20 protein-coding genes are annotated in these 20,232 nt (G+C 64.2%); 14 read left to right on the forward strand and 6 right to left on the reverse strand.

Features of this window, described 5'->3' with window-relative positions:
- Positions 1-11 precede the first annotated feature (11 nt).
- The 4 genes from GCN75_RS16425 to GCN75_RS16440 all read left to right on the forward strand — a co-directional run bounded on the left by GCN75_RS16425 (position 12) and on the right by GCN75_RS16440 (position 5,029).
- Positions 12-2,411, forward strand: coding sequence for a 3-hydroxyacyl-CoA dehydrogenase/enoyl-CoA hydratase family protein (locus tag GCN75_RS16425; protein ID WP_152283416.1), 2,400 nt, complete (start codon positions 12-14; stop codon positions 2,409-2,411).
- A gap of 62 nt (positions 2,412-2,473) precedes the next feature.
- Complete coding sequence (locus GCN75_RS16430) at positions 2,474-2,920, forward strand: PaaI family thioesterase (protein WP_152256777.1); 447 nt, start codon at positions 2,474-2,476, stop codon at positions 2,918-2,920.
- Positions 2,921-2,980: 60 nt separating this feature from the next.
- A complete protein-coding gene (locus tag GCN75_RS16435; protein ID WP_046682137.1) occupies positions 2,981-4,177 on the forward strand; it encodes an acetyl-CoA C-acyltransferase in 1,197 nt (398 codons plus the stop codon).
- 72 nt (positions 4,178-4,249) lie between these two features.
- Entirely contained in the window at positions 4,250-5,029 is a 780-nt protein-coding gene (locus tag GCN75_RS16440) for an enoyl-CoA hydratase (RefSeq protein ID WP_152283417.1), read from the forward strand.
- Here GCN75_RS16440 and GCN75_RS16445 read toward each other — a convergent pair.
- Positions 5,026-5,625 carry a TetR/AcrR family transcriptional regulator gene (locus tag GCN75_RS16445; RefSeq protein WP_193317535.1) on the reverse strand — a complete coding sequence of 200 codons (600 nt, stop codon included), beginning with the start codon at positions 5,623-5,625 and terminating at the stop codon, positions 5,026-5,028. The genes GCN75_RS16440 and GCN75_RS16445 overlap by 4 nt on opposite strands.
- A 41-nt stretch (positions 5,626-5,666) precedes the next feature.
- On the opposite strand from GCN75_RS16445, the gene GCN75_RS16450 reads away from it, so the two are divergent.
- Positions 5,667-6,194, forward strand: a complete 528-nt coding sequence (locus GCN75_RS16450) for a dihydrofolate reductase family protein (RefSeq protein WP_152256774.1) — start codon at positions 5,667-5,669, stop codon at positions 6,192-6,194.
- Here the strand turns inward: GCN75_RS16450 and GCN75_RS16455 are convergent.
- Complete coding sequence (locus tag GCN75_RS16455; protein WP_152283419.1) at positions 6,191-6,994, reverse strand: metallophosphoesterase family protein; 804 nt, start codon at positions 6,992-6,994, stop codon at positions 6,191-6,193. The two genes, GCN75_RS16450 and GCN75_RS16455, sit on opposite strands and share 4 nt — an antisense overlap.
- 153 nt (positions 6,995-7,147) lie before the next feature.
- Between GCN75_RS16455 and bla the strand changes: the two genes are divergently transcribed.
- The 3 genes from bla (at position 7,148) to GCN75_RS29205 (ending at position 9,765) form a co-directional block, all read left to right on the forward strand.
- Positions 7,148-8,095, forward strand: a complete 948-nt coding sequence (gene bla, locus GCN75_RS16460; protein WP_152283420.1) for a subclass B3 metallo-beta-lactamase — start codon at positions 7,148-7,150, stop codon at positions 8,093-8,095.
- A 276-nt stretch (positions 8,096-8,371) separates the two neighbouring features.
- Entirely contained in the window at positions 8,372-9,580 is a 1,209-nt protein-coding gene (locus tag GCN75_RS16465) for an RtcB family protein (RefSeq protein ID WP_152283421.1), read from the forward strand.
- An 11-nt stretch (positions 9,581-9,591) separates the two neighbouring features.
- Positions 9,592-9,765, forward strand: a complete 174-nt coding sequence (locus GCN75_RS29205) for a hypothetical protein (protein ID WP_193317045.1) — start codon at positions 9,592-9,594, stop codon at positions 9,763-9,765.
- Here GCN75_RS29205 and GCN75_RS16470 read toward each other — a convergent pair.
- Together GCN75_RS16470 and GCN75_RS16475 are read right to left on the reverse strand one after the other, a co-directional pair.
- The gene (locus GCN75_RS16470) at positions 9,749-10,564 is read right to left on the reverse strand and encodes a metallophosphoesterase family protein (RefSeq protein WP_152283422.1); all 816 of its coding nucleotides are present in this window, start codon (positions 10,562-10,564) and stop codon (positions 9,749-9,751) included. The two genes, GCN75_RS29205 and GCN75_RS16470, sit on opposite strands and share 17 nt — an antisense overlap.
- 46 nt (positions 10,565-10,610) lie before the next feature.
- Positions 10,611-11,516, reverse strand: coding sequence for a LysR family transcriptional regulator (locus GCN75_RS16475; RefSeq protein WP_152283423.1), 906 nt, complete (start codon positions 11,514-11,516; stop codon positions 10,611-10,613).
- A gap of 119 nt (positions 11,517-11,635) precedes the next feature.
- On the opposite strand from GCN75_RS16475, the gene GCN75_RS16480 reads away from it, so the two are divergent.
- A complete protein-coding gene (locus GCN75_RS16480; protein ID WP_152283424.1) occupies positions 11,636-12,502 on the forward strand; it encodes a pirin family protein in 867 nt (288 codons plus the stop codon).
- A 57-nt stretch (positions 12,503-12,559) separates the two neighbouring features.
- Positions 12,560-13,261: an isochorismatase family protein gene (locus GCN75_RS16485; protein ID WP_226941426.1), complete on the forward strand. Its 702-nt coding sequence runs from the start codon at positions 12,560-12,562 to the stop codon at positions 13,259-13,261.
- A gap of 6 nt (positions 13,262-13,267) precedes the next feature.
- Here the strand turns inward: GCN75_RS16485 and GCN75_RS16490 are convergent, their stop codons facing one another.
- Positions 13,268-14,023, reverse strand: a complete 756-nt coding sequence (locus GCN75_RS16490) for a substrate-binding periplasmic protein (RefSeq protein ID WP_226941427.1) — start codon at positions 14,021-14,023, stop codon at positions 13,268-13,270.
- Positions 14,024-14,253: 230 nt separating this feature from the next.
- Here GCN75_RS16490 and pnuC point away from each other — a divergent pair, with 230 nt between their 5' ends.
- Positions 14,254-14,856 carry a nicotinamide riboside transporter PnuC gene (gene pnuC, locus GCN75_RS16495; protein ID WP_152283426.1) on the forward strand — a complete coding sequence of 201 codons (603 nt, stop codon included), beginning with the start codon at positions 14,254-14,256 and terminating at the stop codon, positions 14,854-14,856.
- Positions 14,857-15,189: 333 nt separating this feature from the next.
- The gene (locus tag GCN75_RS16500; RefSeq protein WP_152283427.1) at positions 15,190-17,748 is read left to right on the forward strand and encodes a TonB-dependent receptor; all 2,559 of its coding nucleotides are present in this window, start codon (positions 15,190-15,192) and stop codon (positions 17,746-17,748) included.
- A gap of 19 nt (positions 17,749-17,767) precedes the next feature.
- Here GCN75_RS16500 and GCN75_RS16505 read toward each other — a convergent pair whose 3' ends face one another.
- Positions 17,768-18,574 carry a response regulator transcription factor gene (locus tag GCN75_RS16505; RefSeq protein ID WP_152283428.1) on the reverse strand — a complete coding sequence of 269 codons (807 nt, stop codon included), beginning with the start codon at positions 18,572-18,574 and terminating at the stop codon, positions 17,768-17,770.
- 378 nt (positions 18,575-18,952) lie between these two features.
- Here GCN75_RS16505 and GCN75_RS16510 point away from each other — a divergent pair, with 378 nt between their 5' ends.
- Positions 18,953-19,447, forward strand: a complete 495-nt coding sequence (locus tag GCN75_RS16510; RefSeq protein WP_152283450.1) for a Csu type fimbrial protein — start codon at positions 18,953-18,955, stop codon at positions 19,445-19,447.
- Between the two features lie 11 nt (positions 19,448-19,458).
- A complete protein-coding gene (locus GCN75_RS16515) occupies positions 19,459-20,196 on the forward strand; it encodes a fimbrial biogenesis chaperone (RefSeq protein ID WP_152283429.1) in 738 nt (245 codons plus the stop codon).
- The last annotated feature ends 36 nt before the right edge of the window (positions 20,197-20,232 follow it).

Genomic DNA, 20,232 nt, shown 5'->3' on the forward strand with positions numbered 1-20,232 from the left:
TTGAGGAAAATATGACCAATTTCATCGTTAAAAAAGTAGCCGTCCTGGGCGCCGGCGTGATGGGTGCGCAGATCGCCGCCCACTGCATCAACGCGAAAGTGCCGGTCGTGCTGTTCGACCTGCCGGCCAAGGAAGGTCCGAAGAATGGCATCGTGCTGCGCGCCATCGAGAACCTGAAAAAGCTGTCGCCTGCGCCGCTGGGCAACAAGGATGATGCCGCGCTGATCCAGGTCGCCAACTACGAAGACAACCTGGACCTGCTGGCCGGTTGCGACCTGATCATCGAAGCCATCGCCGAGCGCATGGACTGGAAACACGACCTGTACCAGAAGGTGGCCCCGCACATCGGCCCGAACGCGATCTTCGCCTCGAATACCTCGGGCCTGTCGATCACCAAGCTGGCAGAAGGCTTCGACGCCGACCTGAAATCGCGCTACTGCGGCGTGCACTTCTTCAACCCGCCGCGCTATATGCACCTGGTCGAGATCATCCCGACCGCGTTCACCAAGCCTGAGATTTCCGACCAGCTGGAAGGCTTCCTGACGACCACCCTGGGCAAGGGCGTGGTCCGCGCCAAGGACACGCCGAACTTCATCGCCAACCGCGTTGGCGTGTTCGGCATCCTGGCCATCGTGCACGAAGCCGAGAAATTCGGCCTGTCCGTGGACGTCGTCGACGACCTGACCGGCTCCAAGCTGGGCCGCGCCAAGTCGGGCACCTTCCGCACGGCGGACGTGGTCGGCCTGGACACCATGGGCCATGTGATCAAGACCATGCAGGACTACCTGCCGAACGACCCGTTCGCTGCCGTCTACAAGACGCCGGCCGTGCTGGCATCGCTGGTGGAAAAAGGCGCGCTGGGCCAGAAGAGCGGCGCGGGCTTCTACAAGAAGGTCGGCAAGGAAATCCAACGCCTGGACTTCGCCACCGGTGAATACGTGGCCGGCGGCGCCAAGGCTGCCGACATCATCGCCCGCATCCTGAAGGAAAAGGATCCGGTCAAGAAGATGAAGGCGCTGCGCGAATCGACGAACCCGCAAGGCCAGTTCCTGTGGGCGATCTTCCGCGACGCTTTCCACTACATCGCCGTCCACCTGGACACCGTGGCCGACAATGCGCGCGACATCGACTTCGCCATGCGCTGGGGCTTCGGCTGGAACGTGGGCCCGTTTGAAACGTGGCAGGCATCGAACTGGCTGCAAGTGGCCAACTGGGTCAAGGAAGACATCGACGCCGGCCACGCGCTGTGCAATGCACCGCTGCCAGCCTGGGTCTTCGAAGGTCCGGTCGCTGAAAAAGGCGGCGTGCACACGCCGGAAGGTTCGTACTCCGCCGTGTCGAACAGCTTCGTGCCCCGTTCGACCCTGTCCGTGTACGACCGCCAGCCATTCCGCGCGCCAGTGCTGGGCAGCGGCGCCATCGACGGCAAGACCGCCGGCACCACCGTCTTCGAAGACGAATCCGTGCGCGTCTGGCACACGGGCGACGATGTATTGATCATCTCGTTCAAGACCAAGATGCACGTGATCGGCGAAGGCGTGATCAACGGACTCAAGCTCGCGCTGGCCGAAGCCGAGAAGAACTTCAAGGGCCTGGTGATCTGGCACGCCGACGCAGCCGAAGGCGGTGCCTTCTCGGCCGGCGCCGACCTGCAATCGGCCCTGCCTGCGTTCATGCAAGGCGGCGTGAAAGCCGTCGATCCGATCATCGCCGAACTGCAGAACACCTTCATGTCGCTGAAATACGCGAACGTGCCGGTGATCGCCGCGGTCGCTGGCCTGGCACTGGGCGGCGGTTGCGAGCTGGCCTTGCACGCGTCGAAGCGCGTGGCCTCGATCGAGTCGTACATCGGTCTGGTGGAAGTGGGCGTGGGCCTGATTCCAGCCGGCGGCGGCCTGAAGGAAGCGGCGCAGCGCGCCTACAAGGAAGCCAAGGGCAACGACATCCTGCAATTCCTGAAAACGGGCTTCACCAATGCAGCCACCGCCAACGTGTCGAAATCGGCGCTGGAAGCGAAGAAAATGGGCTACCTGAAGGAAGACGACGTCATCGTGTTCAACGCCTATGAGCTGCTGCACGTGGCCAAGGTCGAAGCGCGCGCCATGTTCGACGCGGGCTTCCGTCCGCAACTGCCTTCGCTGATCCAGGTGACGGGCCGTTACGGCTGGGGCACCATCAAGGCGCAGCTGGTCAACATGCGCGACGGCGGCTTCATTTCGGCGCACGATTTCAAGCTGGGCGAGATGATCGCCGAGATCGTATCGGGCGGCGACGTGGACCAGGGCAGTTTCGTCAGCGAACAGTGGCTGCTGGATATGGAACGCAAGGCATTCCTGGAGCTGTTGAACCATCCGAAAACCCAGGAACGGATCATGGGCATGATGCAGACCGGTAAACCGGTACGCAACTAAGCACAGCGTCGATGACGATCCTGTCCCTCGTATTCAAAGTATTACTGCACGTGAGGCCAAGCATGGTGTATGACCGTATCAAACAACAGATGATGGACACCTTGCCCTTCGTGCGGCTGCTGGGGATCAGCATCGACGAAATCGGCGCCGGCACCTCGAAGGTGTCGATGCCGGAAGATCCCAGACTGAATAATCACCTGGGCACGCAGCATGCGGGCGCCTTGTTTACCCTGGCCGAAACGGCTTCCGGCGCGGCCATGGCGGGCGGCTTCGCCGAGCTGATACTGGGCCTGCGCCCGGTGGCCAAGGAGTCGCGCATCCAGTACCAGAAGGTGGCCAAGGGCGCGACGCGCGCCGAAGGCCGGGTACCGGGCGACCTGGCGGCACTGAAGGCGCAGCTGGCGCAGGATGGCAAGGTGGCGTTTCCCGTGGAAGTCGATATCTTCGACTCTGAAGGCACGCTGGCGGCACAGGTGACGGTGGACTGGTATTTGTCGCAGAAGCGATAGGCCTCTACCCCGGACATTCGACAGAACACGAACTTCGTTCAACATCTTTGAAAGAACAAAATGAGCAAACAACTTCAAGACGCGTACATCGTCTCTGCAACCCGCACCCCGATCGGCAAGGCGCCGCGCGGCATGTTCAAGAACACCCGTCCGGACGACCTGCTGGTGCGCGTGCTGCAATCGGCACTGGCGCAGGCGCCTGGCCTGGACCCGGCATTGATCACCGACGCCATCATCGGCTGCTCGTTCCCGGAAGCGGAGCAGGGCTTCAACATCGCGCGTAATTCGGTGCTGCTGGCCGGCTTGCCGAAAACCGTGGGCGGCGTCACCGTCAACCGCTACTGCGCATCGGGCATCACGGCCATTGCCATGGCGGCCGACCGCATCCGCGTGGGCGAAGCCGACGTGATGATCGCCGGCGGGATCGAATCGATGTCGATGGTGCCGATGATGGGCCACCACCCATCGATGAACCTGGACATGTTCAGCGACGAAAACATCGGCATGGCTTACGGCATGGGCCTGACGGCCGAAAAAGTGGCGCAGCAATGGAAAGTGTCGCGCGAACAGCAGGACGCGTTCTCCGTCGAATCGCACCGCCGCGCCATCGCCGCGCAGCAAGCCGGTTTCTTCAAGGCGGAAACGACGCCCGTGGAAATCATCACGCGCACGCCGAACCTGGCGACCGGCCAGGTCGATGTGACGCGCCGCACGGTCGACACGGACGAAGGCGCGCGCGCCGATTCGTCGATGGAGTCGCTGGCCAAGCTCAAGCCGGTGTTCGCCGCCAAGGGTTCTGTCACGGCCGCCAACAGCTCGCAGATGTCCGACGGCGCCGGTGCGCTGCTGATCGTCAGCGAAAAAATCCTGCGCGAGCATAACCTGACCCCGCTGGCGAAATTCTCCTCGTTCGCCGTGCGCGGCGTGCCGCCGGAAATCATGGGCATCGGTCCGAAATTCGCCATTCCGGCAGCGTGCGCCGCCGCCGGCATCACGCAAGACCAGCTGGACTGGATCGAGTTGAACGAAGCGTTTGCCGCACAGGCACTGGCCGTCATCGGCGACCTGGGCCTGGACCCGGCCAAAGTGAACCCGATGGGCGGCGCGATCGCCCTGGGCCACCCGCTGGGCGCCACCGGCGCCATCCGCGCAGCCACCGTGATCCACGCGCTGCAGCGCACCAAGCAGAAGTACGGCATGGTCACGATGTGCGTGGGCGCCGGCATGGGCGCCGCCGGAATTTTCGAGCGCGTCTAAGTTTGGCGGGCTAAAGCAATAAAACAGGGCGCTGTGGGATGACTCCGGCGCCCTTTATCATTTGGAGACGACATGGATATTTTGTGCAGCACGAGCGAGGGTATTCTGACCCTGGAATTTAACCGCCTGGAACGCAAGAATGCGATCACGGGCGCCATGTACCAGACCCTGGCCGATGCGCTGGTGGCGGCGGAGAGCGACGACGCCGTGCGCGCCATCCTGATCTGCGGCAAGCGCGAGATTTTCACGGCCGGCAACGACCTCGATGATTTCATGAAGACGGCGCGCCCGAAGGATGGCTCGCTCGACCATGACCGTCCCGTGTTCCAGTTCATGCGCGCCCTGTACGGCAGCAGCAAGCCCGTGGTGGCCGCCGTCTCCGGCCCCGCCATCGGCATCGGCACCACCTTGCTCATGCATTGCGACCTCGTGTATGCAGCCGACAATGCCAGCTTCTCGATGCCGTTCACGCAGCTGGGCCTGTGCCCGGAATTCGGTTCCAGCCTGCTGCTCACGCAATTGGCCGGCTACCCGCGCGCGGCGGAAAAACTGATGCTGGGCGAATCCTTCCCGGCCAGCGAAGCGCTGGAAATGGGCCTCGTGTCGAAAGTAGTGCCCCTGTATGAGTTGATGACGTTCGCCCAAGGCCAGGCCGCCAAGCTGGTGGCCCTGCCGGCCGCCTCCATCCGCGCCACCAAGCGCCTGATGAAGCAAAGCCGCATGGAGCCGATGAAGGCGGCCATCGCGGACGAAAACAAACTGTTCAGCGCCATGCTGGGCGGCGCGGAAGCGAAGGAAGCGTTTACGGCCTTCTTTGAAAAGCGCAAGCCGGACTTCAAGCAGTTCAATTAAGCGCCTGCCTGCACGCCGGCGCGCATGCCCGCCAGGATCAGGCCGACCGAGGCATGCCAGTCGGTTTCGCTGGCGGGCCGGCCTGCCAGCGCGTAGCCGTGCAGGAAATCGACGAGCGCATCGCGCCCGCGCAAGCGGGTTTTCCTGTCCAGCGCCAGGCCATCGACGGCCAGGTCGAACAGCGCCGCAAACCGTTCGGCCACGTCCGCTTGCGTGACCAGGCCGCGCGCCATCAGGCGCACGAAATACGGCGTGGCGCTGACCAGCTCCAGGTACAGCGCGCATAGCGCCAGCAAACGCCGCCGGTGCGCCTGGCGGGGCGTAAACGGCGGCTGCTGCGGGTCGAGCGCGATAAAACGCTGCGCCATCAAGGCCAGCAGCAATTCCTCTTTTCCCGCGTAATAGTGATACAGCGCCATGGCATCGACGCCCAGGCTGTGCGCCAGCGCGCGCATGGAAAACGCTTCGCCTCTTTCTTCCAGCAGGACCAGGGCGGCCTGCAGGATGGCGGCGTTGTCGAGCGCGGGCGCGATGCGGCGGGGCCGACCCGCGCGCCGCACGGGATGTGCAATGGCTTGAAGTTTTGTGGAGTTCATGGGCATAATTCTACACTGTAGAATTAATTGGATGGCACATCATGCAACAACCTTTCGTCAGCGTCTTTCTCGGCATCAGTCTCGATGGCTGCATCGCGGGAGAAAACGGCGACCTGTCCTGGCTGGCCGAACTGGCCCCCGATACGCCCGAGGCTACCGGCTACACGCAATTGATGGAGCAGGTCGATACCTTGCTGATCGGCCGCACCACCTACGACGCCGTGCTGGGCTTCGAGCCGTGGCCGTATGCGGGCAAGCGCGTGGCGGTATTGAGCCACCGCGATTTCGCGCCGCGGCATGGGGAAGAGCGCTGCGAAGGCAGCGTGCGGGAAGTGCTGGCGCGGCTGGCCGAAGCAGGCTGCCGCCATGTGTACATCGACGGCGGCGCCGTCATCCGCGCGGCCTTGCGCGAAGGCGTCATCGACAGTCTCACCTTGTCCGTGCTGCCCGTGGTGCTGGGCAAGGGCGTGCGCCTGTTCGAGGATGGCTTGCCGCGCAGCGACTGGCGGCTCAACGGCACGCGCCAGCTGCCCAGCGGCGTGGTGCAGCTGCGCTATGAAAAACGTTAAACCGTGCCGGCCAGGTCGACGATGAAGCCGGAGTCAAAACGCTCGTTTTCGGGCGTGCCGTCCGGCCGCCTGTAGCCGCAGGGATTGCACACGACGCGGCAGCCGCCTATGCGATAGTCGAGCGAGGCGTGCATGTGGCCATGCACCCACAGGTCCGCCTGCGCCACCAGCGCGTCCAGATGCGAGGCGAACGCGGGCGAGCCCAGGTTCGTCGCATACTGCGCTTCCACCGACAGCATCGAGGGCGCCATGTGCGTGACGACGACGGTCTTGCCATCGAACGGTTGCGCCAACTGCCGCTCCAGCCAGGCGCGGTGCTGCGCGTGCAGCTGCGCCGTGTCGGTGGCACACAGCAGGCGCGGCGTGTCGCCGCCCGTGCTGATGCGCTTGTAGTCGGGCATGTAGGCTTGCGCCGCCTGCAGGGCCTCTTGCTGGCGCTCGGCGCCGAACAGCAGGAAATCCGTCCACAGGGTGATGCCGAGGAAGCGCACGCCGCCGAGCGTCACGGCATCGCCGTCGAGCAGGCGGATGCTGGCGCCGTGCGCATTGGCGCTGGCGCACGCGTCGCGCACGGCGTCCTGCATGTGTTCGAGCTGATGTCCATAGCCTTCGTGATTGCCGTGCACGTACAGCACGGGCAGGGCGCCAAAGGTGCGCGCGGCCCAGGCGATGGCCTGGCTGCCCGTGGCGATGTCGCCGGCCAGGATCACCACGTCGGGGCGGCAGGAGGCAAGGTCGATGGACGGGGAGTCTTCACCCCAGACTTCCAGGTGCAGGTCGGACAGGATCAGCAAACGCATGGCAAGAGGGCGGCAAGGCGCACGGCAGTCAACGGACCTCTATCGTAGCGCAATTGGCGGGATGGACGGCAAGCGTGCCCCGCTGCTTGACCGCGCGAGGCTGGCGACGTTACCCTATGGCATCAATTATCGACCATACACTCCTGGAGCCGCATGCCGCCTTTCTTCTTTTCCAAGACCTTGCTGAGCGCCGCGCTGGCCGCCATGGCGCTGCCGTTGACGGCGCACGCCGCCACGCCCGCCATCGATCCCCTGACGCAGCCGATCGCCTCGCCCTACGCGGCGCAGTGGAACCGCCCGCAGCAGCCGGCGCGCATCCACGGCGACACGTATTACGTGGGCGTGGGCGGCTTGAGCGTGGTGCTGATCGACACGCGCGAAGGCTTGATCCTGATCGATGGCGCGCTGCCGCAATCGGTGGCCGCCATCAAGGAGCATATCCTCGAGCTGGGCTTTCGCCTGCAAGACATCAAGTTCATCCTGAATACGGAAGCGCATTTCGACCATTCGGGCGGCATTGCCGCTCTGGCCCGCGACAGCGGCGCGCAAGTGGTGGCCAGTCCGCTCGGCGCGCAGGCGCTGCGCGCGGGCTCGGTGCTCGCCCTGGACCCGCAAGCGGGCGCAATCGATCCCATGCCGGCCGTGGAGAACGTGCGCGAGATCGCCGATGGCGAAACCCTGCAGCTGGGCGGCGTGACTATCACGGCGCGCTACACGCCCGGCCATACGCCGGGCAGCACCAGCTGGACCTGGGTCTCGTGCGAGGACGCGGAAGGACACGAATGCCTGAACGTGGTGTTCGGCGCCAGCCTCACGCCGGTGGCGGCCGACGATTTTCATTACCTGGGCGATGAGCGCCATGCAGACCTGACACCGGCCTTTCGCCGCGTCATGCAGGACTTCGCCAAACTGCCCTGCGACATCCTGATCTCGGCCCACCCGGACCACTCCGGCGGCGACCTGAAACTTACGCAACTGCTGGAAGGCGTCACGCCGAATCCCTTCATCGATACGCAGGCGTGCAGCAACTACGCTGCCAGGAATGAGGCGAAGCTCGATGCGCGCATCGCCAAAGAAAAAGAAGCGGCTGCGACAAAATAACAACGTTGGCGCATGCACCATGAAAAGCGGTTGACGCACTGCAGCATACGGTGCAGAATCATCGTCCGCAGTTCAGATTAACCAGACAAAAGAAAGGATACCCATGTTCGAGCAGGCTGGCAGCAAGTACTACCACTAGCCCCGCGCATGACGCTCGGGGCCATCGGCACATTGCCGATCCCGAGCCGGTGTCCTTCAAACCCCGGTGAGGAAACTCGCCGGGGTTTTTTGTTTCATAGGGGGCCCCGGCATAACGACAAGACCAAGGAATACGTTATGCCCATCCACCAGACATTGCGCGGCGCCCACGTGCCCGTGCATATTTTTACCGACGATATCGATGCGCAGGCGCTGCGCCAGCTGCACAATATCGCCAGCCTGCCCATCGTCCATCCGCATGTGGCGGCCATGCCCGACGTGCATGCCGGCATCGGCGCCACCGTCGGCAGCGTGATTCCCACGCGCGGCGCCATCATCCCGGCCGCCGTGGGCGTCGACATCGGCTGCGGCATGAACGCCGTGCGCACGACCCTGACGGCCAGCCAGCTGCCCGACAACCTGGCGCGCCTGCGCAGCGCCATCGAGGCGGACGTGCCCGTCGGCTTCGAGCAGCACGACTGGAGCCGCGTGCAGGGCTCGCGCCATGCGCGCGCCGCGCGTCCTCTCAGCGGCCGCCTGGAGCGCATCGTCGACCGGCACCGGGGCATCGCCAAGATGCTGCGCCAGTTCGAGCGCACGTGGATCTGCCAGGCGGGCACCCTGGGCGGCGGCAACCACTTCATTGAAATCTGCCTCGATGAGGAACAGCGCGTGTGGGTCATGCTGCATTCGGGGTCGCGCGGCATCGGCAATGCCATCGGCCGCTATTTCATCGCCGCCGCGCAGAAGGACATGCGGCGCCACCAGCTGCAGTTGCCCGATGCGGATCTGGCGTACCTGAGCGAAGGTTCCACGGTGTTCGACGACTACGTGGAAGCGGTGGACTGGGCGCAGGACTATGCACTGCTCAACCGCAGCGAAATGATGCGCCGCGTGCTCGACGCGCTGGCGAAGTTTGCGCCGCCGTTCCAGCTCGATGGAGAGGCCATCAACTGCCACCACAACTACATCGCGCGTGAAACGCATGGCAACGCGGATTTGTATGTGACGCGCAAGGGCGCCATTTCGGCGCGGCAGGGCGAGCTGGGCATCATCCCCGGCAGCATGGGCGCGCGCAGCTTCATCGTGCGCGGCAAGGGCAACCCGGACTCGTTCTGTTCCTGCTCGCACGGGGCGGGGCGCAGCATGAGCCGCAGCGAGGCGAAGCGCCGCTTCAACCGCTTTGACCTGGCCGAGCAGACGGCCGGCATCGAATGCCGCAAGGATGGCGGCGTGGTCGATGAAATCCCGGCCGCCTATAAGAATATCGACGCCGTCATGGCGCACCAGAGCGACCTGGTGGAAGTGGTGCATACCCTGCGCCAGGTCGTCTGCATCAAGGGCTGAAAGGAGACAAGATGAAAATCAAACTGAAAGCCACGCCCAAGCCGCGCAACCCGCTGGTGGCGGCCGCCCGATTGCGTGGCGGCGCCGGCGCGCACCAGTCGGAGGCGTCGCCGCGCGCGGCGCGCCGGGCCGGCAAGCATCGCCTGCAGCAATGGCTGGCGGGCCGTCTCAAGCCTGACGATTAAGGGCCGGCAGCTCGACGATGTAGTTCGGATCGAAAGCGGGATTTTGCGGCGCGCCGCTGCGCGTCTTGTAGCCGCACGGGTTGCTGACCACGCGGCACGGGCCGATCCGGTAGTCGCGCGAGGCGTGGATGTGGCCATGCACCCACAGGTCGGCCTGCGCGGCCAGCTCGTCCAGGCGCGAAGCGTAGGCGGGCGAACACGCTTCGCTGCCATACGCGTCGTCCACCGATTGCAGCGACGGCGCCATGTGGCTGACGACCACGGTGCGCCCATCGAAGGGCTGCGCCAGTTCGCGCGCCAGCCACGCCTTTTGCTGTGCGTGGAACATGGCCGTGTCGGCCGCGCGCAGCTTGCGAAAGCCCATGTTGGCCAGGCGGATGCGCTTGTAGTCGTTCATGACGGCTTCCGCGTCGCGCATGGCCGCTTGCCGCGTGTCGTCGCCCAGCAGGCGGAAATCCGTCCACAGGGTGGCGCCCAGGAAGCGCACCTTGTTGCCCGCCGGGTCTTCCATGACGTGAGCAGTCGCATCGAGAAAACGCACGTTCGGCGTGGCCGCGCAGGCGGTGCGCAGCTCCTGGCGCACCTTGTCCAGGTGGTGGCCATAGCCTTCGTGGTTGCCGTGCACGTACAGCACGGGCAGTCCCGCAAACGCGCTGGCGGCCCAGGCGACGGCGCGGGCGCCCGTGTCGATGTCGCCGGCCAGGATCACGACGTCGGGACAACTGAGCGCAAGGTCCCCTTGCGGCGCTTCGTCGCGCCATAGCTCATGGTGCAGGTCCGACAGAATCAATAAACGCATGCGGCGTCCAGGCGATGGGAGAGGATGCCATCGTACCTGAAAAGCCTCACTCTTCTTCCAGCGCGGCGAAGCCGTGCGCCAGGTAGTCGATCAGCGCGCGCACGGCCGGCAGCAGGCCGCGCCGCGAAGGAAACACGGCATGGATGATTTCGCGCTGCGGCCGCCATTGCTCCATCAGCGGCAGCAGGCTGCCATCGGCGATCTGCTCGCCTATCATCATGGTTGGCAGCTGCACCACGCCCACGCCGGCCACGGCCGCGTCGCGCAAGGTCAGCATGTCGCCCGTGACGAAGCGCGGCACGTGGCGCAGCTGGGCGCGCGCGCCGTCCGGGCCGTGCAAATCCCACTGGTAGTGCTGTTGCGGCGTGCCCAGGGCCAGGCTGGGCCAGTCGGCCAGGTCGGCCGGCGCCTTCGGCGCGGGCGCGCCGGCGAACAGCAGCGGGCTGCCCACCATGCACTGGCTGCGCTCGGCCAGCACGCGCAGCACCAGGTCGCTGTCGGGCAGCGGCGGCGGGCGCACGCGGATGGCCACGTCGATGCCTTCGGCCACCAGGTCGACGCGGCGGTTGGTCGCTTCCAGCAGCAAGGTCACTTGCGGATGGTCGCGCATGAAGCGGGCCAGCATGGGACCCACCAGCGTGTGCAGCAGGGCGATGGGACAGGACAGGCGCACCGTGCCGCGCGGCGCCGCGCGCGTCAGTTCGATCGCTTCCTGCGCCGCTTCCGCTTCCACCAGCATGGCCTTGCAATGCTCGTAAAACGACTGCCCCACGTCGGTGACGGAAAAGTGGCGCGTCGTGCGCTGCAGCAGGCGCACGCCCAGCCGTTCTTCCAGCAGCGCGATGCGCCGGCTCAGCCTTGATTTTGGCATGCCCAGCGCGCGTCCGGCCGGGGCGAAGCCGCCATGGTCGACCACCTGCACAAAGTAATACAAGTCGTTCAGATCCTGCATGCTGTCTCCTTGATCGTTCTATTTTTGGAACGCTGATGGCGAATTTTACCGTCTACCGCGCTTATCGTTGCAAGCGTATTCTGTCTCCATCGTAATGCACACCCGAACAGGAGAGCGAGATGAACAAAATTACCGGTATCTACAGCGCACCGCGCCAGCACTGGGTCGGCGACGGTTTTCCCGTGCGCTCGATGTTTTCGTACAACGGCCATGGCAAGCAGCTGAGCCCCTTCCTGCTGCTCGACTATGCAGGCCCCGCCGAGTTTGCCCCCGGCACCCGTCCGCCCGGCGTCGGCTCGCACCCGCACCGGGGCTTTGAAACGGTGACCATCGTCTACAAGGGCGAAGTGGCGCACCGCGATTCGACGGGCCAGGGTGGCGTGATCGGTCCCGGCGACGTGCAATGGATGACGGCCGGCGCCGGCATCCTGCATGAAGAGTTTCACTCGCCCGCCTTCACGCAGTCGGGCGGCACCCTGGAAATGGTGCAGCTGTGGGTGAACCTGCCGGCCAAAAACAAGATGACGGCGCCCGGCTACCAGGCCATCGCCAGCGATACCATTCCCACCGTGGCGCTGCCCGATGGCGCCGGCGCGGTGCGCGTGATCGCCGGCGACTTCGGTGGCCGGCATGGCCCGGCCCGCACGTTCTCGCCGATGCAGGTGTGGGACATGCGCCTGGCCCAGGGCAAGCTGACGGAACTGCCCGTGAACAAAGGCTGGAGCACGGCGCTGATCGTCCTGCACGGCACGGTGCTGGTCAACGGCGAGAGCGTGGTGCGCGAAGCGCAGATGGCCTTGTTCGAGCGCGATGGCGACAGCATCACCATCGAGGCGAACAACGACGCCGTGGTACTGCTGCTGAGCGGCGAGCCGATCGACGAGCCCATCGTCGGCCACGGCCCGTTCGTCATGAATACCGAGGCGGAAATCGTGCAGGCGTTCGAGGATTTCAACAGCGGCCGCTTCGCCCGCATCGAGAAGTAAGTCACTTTGTGCAGTACCCATGCCGCATCCCGCGGCATGGTTTTCCAGGAGACCACCATGAGCACCCCCGCCAACTTCCAAGGCTTGCCGCCGATGATAGACCCCGACGACGCCGTCATGCTGCTGATCGACCACCAGAGCGGCTTGTTCCAGCTGGTGCGCGACATCGAACAGCACGTGCTGCGCGGCCACGTCACGGCGCTGGCCAAGCTGTCGCGCCTGGCCAACATGCCGACCTTCACCACCGCTTCCGTGCCCGATGGCCCGAACGGTCCCCTGATCCCGGAAATCCACCATTTCAATCCGGAAGCCGTCTACATCCCGCGCACGGGCCAGATCAATGCCTGGGACAATCCGGCCTGGGTCGAGGCCATCGAAAAGACGGGCCGCAAGACGCTGCTGATCGCCGGCACGCTCACCAGCGTGTGCATGGCTTTTCCCACCATCAGCGCGCTGGCGGCCGGCTACAAGGTGTTTGCCATCATCGACGCCTCGGGCAACTGGTCGAAGATGGCCACCGACATCACCATGGCGCGCGTGACGCAGGCGGGCGCCGTGCCGATCGATACGTATGCCGTGCTGGCCGAAGTGATGAGCACATGGAACCGCGCCGACGCGATGGCGTTTGCCGCCATCATGACCGACCATATCGTGCCGCCGTACCGCGCGCTGATCGAAAGCTACGACAAGGCGCAGGGCGTGCAAAAGAATGGCCGGGAAACCCGGCTGGAGATCCTGGAAGCGGCTGCCGGGAGCTGAGCGCCGCTACGGCGCTTCATAGCGGGCGCGGATCGCCGGCAGCGTGCCGCGCTGCTCCAGGCGCGTGATGGCGGCGTTCAGGCGCGCCAGGTCGGCGGCGCTGGTATTGCGCGCATTGAGCATCAGGTGCACGGGCGCGCGCAGGGCCAGGAAGGGCAGGGCGGCCAGCGCCACGCCCTGCTGACGCGCCTCGTGGCGCACGGCCAGCACGTCGCCCAGCAGCAGGTCGGCGCGGCCCGCATCGAGCATGCGCACGCCTTGCTGGAAGCTGCCGAACGCATTCAGGCGGCCGGCCTTTTCCAGCACCGGCCGGGCCGCCGCGTACTGTGCGCCATACCAGCCCACCTTGGGCGCCAGCAAGGTCGACTTGCCGCCCGCGAGCTGCGCGAAGCTGGCGATCTGGCGCTGGCCGCCGGGTGCGCCGGCCTTGCTGAACAGCCCCACGGCTTCGTCGCGGTACGAGATGGAAAAGCGGGCATAGGACTGGCGTTCCGGTGTCTCGGACGCGGCCAGCATCAGGTCCAGCCCCCCTTTCTGAAACAGCAGCTGGCGCCGCGCGGTGGGCAGTTCCGGCAAGGTGACCAAGGTGCACCGGGCTTCCTTGAAAATGGCTTGCAGCAACTCCAGGTCCAGGCCCGTATAGCGGCCCTGGGCATCGCGGTAGACATACGGCGGCCACTGCTCCAGCGCCATCGTCATGCGGCAGGCCACGGCGGGCAGGGCGGATATGCCCAGCACTGCCGCAAACAGGAGATGGCGCATGCGCATACGGAGACTTCCCTAGAGTTTCAACTTGATATTCAATTTGCCAGAATCGCCACGGAAGTCAAGGGCTGCGGCGGCTGAAGACCCCTCCGAAGCGCATTTCCTGGATTTTTGCGCGTTTTTTTTCTTCCCGGCCCCGTCGTTTTCGCCTCGGGCATGGCGAACACCGTACAGTGTAATCGGCTATAGTGACGCGGTGCCACCACTGCCCCGCAAAGGAAGACCGCTTGACTGCCCCGCTCGAGATCGCCGCCAATGTACTGATGACTGCCTCCATCATTCTGGCTGGACGCAACAATATTCATTCCTGGTGGATCGGCATTGTCGGTTGCGTGCTGTTTGCCGTCCTGTTTTTCCAGGTCAACCTGTACGCGGACGTGATGCTGCAACTGTTTTTCATCGTCACCTGCGTCATCGGCTGGCTGCAATGGCGGCGCGGCGCCGGCGGCAAGCCCTTGCCGATCACGCGCACGGGCTGGCGCAGCCTGGCCTGGGTGGTGCCGGCCGGCATCGCTTCCGTGGTGATCTACGGCATGCTGCTGCACCGCTTCACGAATGCCTACGCGCCCTTCATCGATTCGGCAGTGTTGGTATTTAGCATCATCGCGCAATTCTTGCTGATGAGCCGGCGCATCGAAACCTGGGGTTTCTGGCTGCTGGTCAACACCGTGGCCGTGCCGCTCTACTACAGCCGCGGCCTGCACCTGACGGCCGTGCTGTATGCGGCTTACTGGGTCAATGCCCTGATTTCCTGGTACTGGTGGGGCGTGCAGGCGCGCCGCGCGGCGCAGGCGCCCGCTGGCCCGTCCGCGTCCACCGCCGATGCCTGAATGTTGTCAAACGACAAGTGCTTAGATCCAAATCGTATATACATTCAATTTTTAATTCGTTCACGCCATAAAGGCGCCGCGATATAGTGGCCTTTCCCCGCTTACCGGTGTCTTTTATGTTGCGTTCTACCCCTTCTGCCAGTTTTTACGCCACTCGTCATCAGCTGACCATGCAATGCATGGCGCAGTGGATGCCGATGCGTGGCCGTCCACGCATCCCGTAAGTCACTCCCACCCGTTTCGTTGCCGTTTGCCCGCTGGCCCACCCGGTCCGCGTGCCCCTGCTCGGCCTTTTTTATCGGAAAAAGGCTGCAATCCCAATAAGAGGAAACCATGTTCAAACCACTCGCCATCAGTCTTGCCATCGCCGCCGCCTTCCCCGCCTTCGTCCATGCCCAGGAGGACATGGTGCGCGTCAACGTCACCGGTTCGAATATCCGCGTCAGCGAAAAGGAGGGCGCCAGCGCCGTGCAGGTCATCACCGCCAAGGAATTGAAAGCCAGCGGCAAGACCAGCGTCTCGGATGTGCTGCGCGCCATCTCCGCCAACAGCGGCAACAGCTACAACGAACAATACACGGGCAGCTTTTCGGCCGGCACCTCGGGCTTGTCGCTGCGCGGCATCGGCCAGAAAAATACCCTGATCCTCGTCAACGGCAAGCGCGTGGCCAGCTATGCCACGGCGCAAAACCTGCAGGAAACCTTTGTCGACCTGAACAGCCTGCCGATGGCGGCCGTGCAGCGCATCGAGGTGCTCAAGGATGGCGCTTCGTCCATCTACGGTTCCGACGCCGTGGCCGGCGTGGTCAACATCATCCTGTACAAGGAATTCACGGGCACGGACGTCACGGCGCAGTGGGGCGGCTCGACGGAAGGCACGGGCCAGCACGAAAAGAGCGCGGCCCTGCAGACGGGCTTCGGCAAGCTCGAGGAAGACGGCTACAGCCTGGTCTTCTCGATCGACGCGCAGCAGCGCGACAAGCTGCAGCAGAGCGACGTGGCGTGGATGCGCGATGCGGATTTCCGCAACCAGCAGCGGGGCAGCCTGGGCTGGGCCATCACCAACTACGCGGGCACCGATCCCACCAAGACCCTGGGCGGCGTGCGGGGACCATTGCAACTGGTCAATTATGGCGACATCACGTCCGGCAAGACGGGACAAGTGCTGGCCTACAATCCGTCGCCGTATAAAACCCTGATCCCCGGCATCCAGCGCGTGCATACGGCCGCGCGCGCCACCTTCAAGCTGAACGCGGATACGGAAGCGTATGTCGATCTGCTGCACAGCTATTCGCGCGCCGACCAGACGTTCAGCGCGCCGCTGACGGTGAACAACGCCACGCGCGTGTGGAACAATGCCACGCAGGCGCTCGACACCATCCCCGTGGTGCTGCCCGTGGGCCATCCCAACAATCCGGGCGCGACGCCCCTGCCGTTCACGGCCACCCTGTTCGACCTGGGGCCGCGCCTGAAGCAGGACCGGGTCACGTTCTACCGCGCGCTGGCGGGTCTCAAAGGCACCCTGGCGGGCTGGGACTGGGATGCGGCCGTGGGCCACTCCAGCAGCAAGCTGGAAGAAACGGTGCAGAACTTCGTCAACCGCTATGAATTCCAGAAGGTGCTGGCCGACGGCAGCTACAATTTCTTCGACCAGTCGCAAAACAGCGAAGCCGTGCGCAACCGCCTGCGCCTGTCCACCCTGCGTCCGGCCGAGTCGACGCTCGATACCGTCGACTTTTCTGCCGCGAAAGACCTGTGGCAATTGCCGGCCGGTCCGCTGGGCTTTGCCGCCGGTGCCCAGTGGCGCCGCGAAAAGATGGATTCGCAAACCTCGACGGCCGTGCTGTCGGGCACGGAGCTGCGCCCGGCCATCAACATCATCAACGGTTCGCGCAGCGTGTCGGCCCTGTTTGCCGAATTTAACGTGCCCGTCGTCAAAGACCTGTCCGTCAACCTGGCCGGCCGCGCCGACCATTACAGCGATTTCGGCAATGCGTTTTCGCCGAAAGCCAGCGCCCGCTACCAGGCGGCGCCGTGGCTGCTGGTGCGCGGCACCGTGTCGCGCGGCTTCCGCGCGCCATCCTTGCCGGAAATCACGCAAAGCACGGCCGTCAGCTATGTCAGCGTGCTCGATCCGCGCGACCCGATCACGCCCACGCAGACGCGCGGCGTGACGGCCATCACCATCGCCAATACGGCGCTGCGTCCCGAGCGTTCGAACAACCTGAACCTGGGCGTGGTGGTCTCGCCCACCAGCAGTTCGAGCATCGGTCTCGATTACTACCGCATCAAGCAGGATGGCGTGATCGGCACGGAAAGCGCCACCACCACCATCGCCAACGAAGCGTCGGCGCCGCAAAAGATCACGCGCGATGCCGATGGCCGCATCACCACCCTGTACCGCCAGTACCGCAACCAGGGCCAGCGCGAAGTGTCCGGCATCGACCTGGACCTGCGCCAGCGCTTCGTCGACAAGGACTGGGGCAAGCTGACCCTGGCCGGCCAGCTGAGCCGCGTGCTGCGCTTTGCCGAGCCGCTGTCCGACGGCGCGCCGCTTACCGATGGCGCCGGCACCAATTACTTCGGTTCCATCCCGAAATGGCGCGGCGTCACCTCGGCCACCTGGGAGCAGGGCAAATGGTCGTCGACCCTGACGTGGAATTACGTGGGCAGCTATGCGCAGAACACGCACCTCGATGAATCGGTAGCCGCCTTCAGCACGTTCGACGTGACCACCAGCTGGCAGGTGACGCCCGCGGCGAACGTCACCTTCATCGTGCAGAACCTGGCCAACAAGCGCGCGCCGTGGGATTACTCGGCTTCGGGCTTCGACTATACGCAGGCCGATCCCCGTGGCCGCTTTGCGTCCCTCAAGCTGAACTACAAGTTCTGAGCGCGCCGCACAGGCACGGTTAGCGTCCGCCCGCCGCCTGCCGCTGTCCCGTCTGCTCCTGCAGGCGCTGGCGGTAGGCGCTGGGCGTGACGCCCATGCGTTCGCGAAAGGCGGTGGCGAAGTTGCCCGCATTGTGAAAGCCGATCAGCAGGGCGATATCCTGCACGTCGATGTCCGTCTGCTGCAGCAATTCCACGCCGCGCGCGATGCGCGCTTCGCGGATGAAGGCAAACACGGTCATGCCCGTCTGCTCGCGGAACATCAGGGTCAGCTTTTCGCGGTAGGTGCCCACGCTGCGGGCGATTTCGGACAGGTTGGGCAGGCTGCCCAGGTTGTCGAGAATGAGTTGCTTGACGGCATTGACGAACACCTGGTCGGGATGCTGGAGCTTGTCGCTGATCGGTGTCGTTGCCGGTAAGTCACTGTTGCTTTTACGCATCAAACCCAGGTGGATATGGATGCGCACGGCCAGTTCTTCCGGCGTGAACGGCTTGGAAATGTAGTCGACGCCGCCCACCTGCAAGCCCATGATGCGCTCCTTGGCCGCATCGGCGCCGCTGAGAAAGATCACGGGGATCTGTTCCGTTTCGGGGTTCGCCTTGAGCAAGCGGCATGCCGTGTAGCCATCCATCTCAGGCATGCGCACGTCGAGCAGGATCAGGTCGGGATGCGTGGCCAGCGCCAGCTGGTAGCCCTGGTAGCCGTTGAACGCGATGCTGAAACGGTAGGGCTGCTCGCTGAGCAGTTCCATCAGCATGCGCTGCTCGAACGCGGAATCGTCCACGATCAAGATGTTCTTTTTGATGGTTTCGCTGGTCAATGGCATGGCATGGATGACTTAACCAAAAAGCAAGTTGTGGTTTATTATGCCCTGCTTTTTCTTTTTTTTCTGCTTTTCTCGTGTTTCAAAAGATGTTTCTCCGCCAGAAGAAGCGGCGATTTTTTAGATCGCTAATAATCCAGTCGTACATTGATTAAAAGCAATGTCGGTTGCAAAAAAATATGGTTTGCAATCGAGGCAAGCAAGTGGATGTCCCAAGCGGTTCGACTCCTTAGCGATGTATGTGTTGTCCTGGTTTGCGTGCCCTAGAAAACGCCGGCAATTCCGTGACTATCCTCAGTGCCCTTGCTGCAAGGGCCCGTTCATGATGTTCCATCATCCGGAGGCTTTATGTTACGCGTTAAATTTTCCCCTCTCGCCGCAATGGCCGTTGCCGCTGCGATCGCTGTCAGTGTACCTGGCGTCAGCAATGCTGCCGTGTATTCGAATGGCACCAATACGACGACGTTCGACGTCACCTTGAAAATCATCGCCAACTGCGTGATTTCGGCCCTGCCACTCGACTTCGGTCAAACTCAGGGTGTACTGGCTACTGCCGTGAACGTCAATACGACGCTGAACGTCACGTGCACCAATACCACGCTGTACAACGTGGGCCTGAATGCGGGCACGGGAGCAGGTTCCGTGGGCACGACGCGCTATCTGAGCGGCACGGGCGGCAATACGGCCACGGTGCAGTTCAACCTGTTCCAGGCTGCCGGCGCCACCGTCTGGGGCAATACCCAGGGCACGGATACGCATGGCGGCACGGGCAACGGCACGGCCCAGCCCATCACCGTGTACGGCAATGTACCGCCGCAAAGCACGCCCATGCCCGATACCTACAAATCGACCATTACCGCGACCGTCTACTTTTAAGCGGAGCGCCCATGACGTTGCGCCGCGCCTTTCTCTCCTGGCCGCTGCTGGCTGTGCTTTGCAGCGCGCCGTGGCCGGGCGCGGCCAGCGCCGCCAACCTGCAGATCTCGCCGGTAACCCTCACCATGCGGGCCGAGCAGACTGCCGCCGGCATCACCTTGCAAAACCTGGGCGAAGCGCCCCTGTTTGGCCAGGTGCGCGTGTTCGTGTGGGACCAGGCAAATGGCGAGGAAGCGCTGGCGCCGACGCAGGAGCTGGTCGCCAGTCCGCCCATCGTGGAAATCGCCGCCAACAGCCGGCAAACCATCCGTCTCGTGCGCACCCAGGCCGCTCCGTCGGCGCAGGAGCGCACGTATCGCGTGCTGATCGACGAGGTGGGGCGCGATGACGATCCGGCGCGCAGCGGCGTCGATATCCGGCTGCGCTATTCGGTGCCCGTGTTCGTGCTGCCCAGCGGCGGCCCGGGCAAGGAAACGCTGGACTGGCAAGTCTTTCGCAAGGAAGGCGAATGGATGATGCGCATCAAGAATAGCGGGAATTTTCATGCGCAGATCGGCAGCATGGTGCTGGCCAACCAGGCCGGCAAGGAATTTGCCGTCAGCAAGGGATTGTTTGGTTATGTGCTGGCGGGGCGCATGCGCGAATGGCGCCTGCCCGTCGCCAGGGACGCCGCGCTGGAAGGGCCGCTGGCGATTTCCGTCACCGTCAATGCAAAGGCGATCGTTGCCCGAAATTCGACACCACTCTGAACATTGCCGGCAGGGCACGCGCCTGCTGAACCGGGT

The sequence above is a fragment of the Janthinobacterium violaceinigrum genome (assembly GCF_009208555.1).
In the GTDB taxonomy this organism is placed as follows: domain Bacteria; phylum Pseudomonadota; class Gammaproteobacteria; order Burkholderiales; family Burkholderiaceae_D; genus Janthinobacterium; species Janthinobacterium violaceinigrum.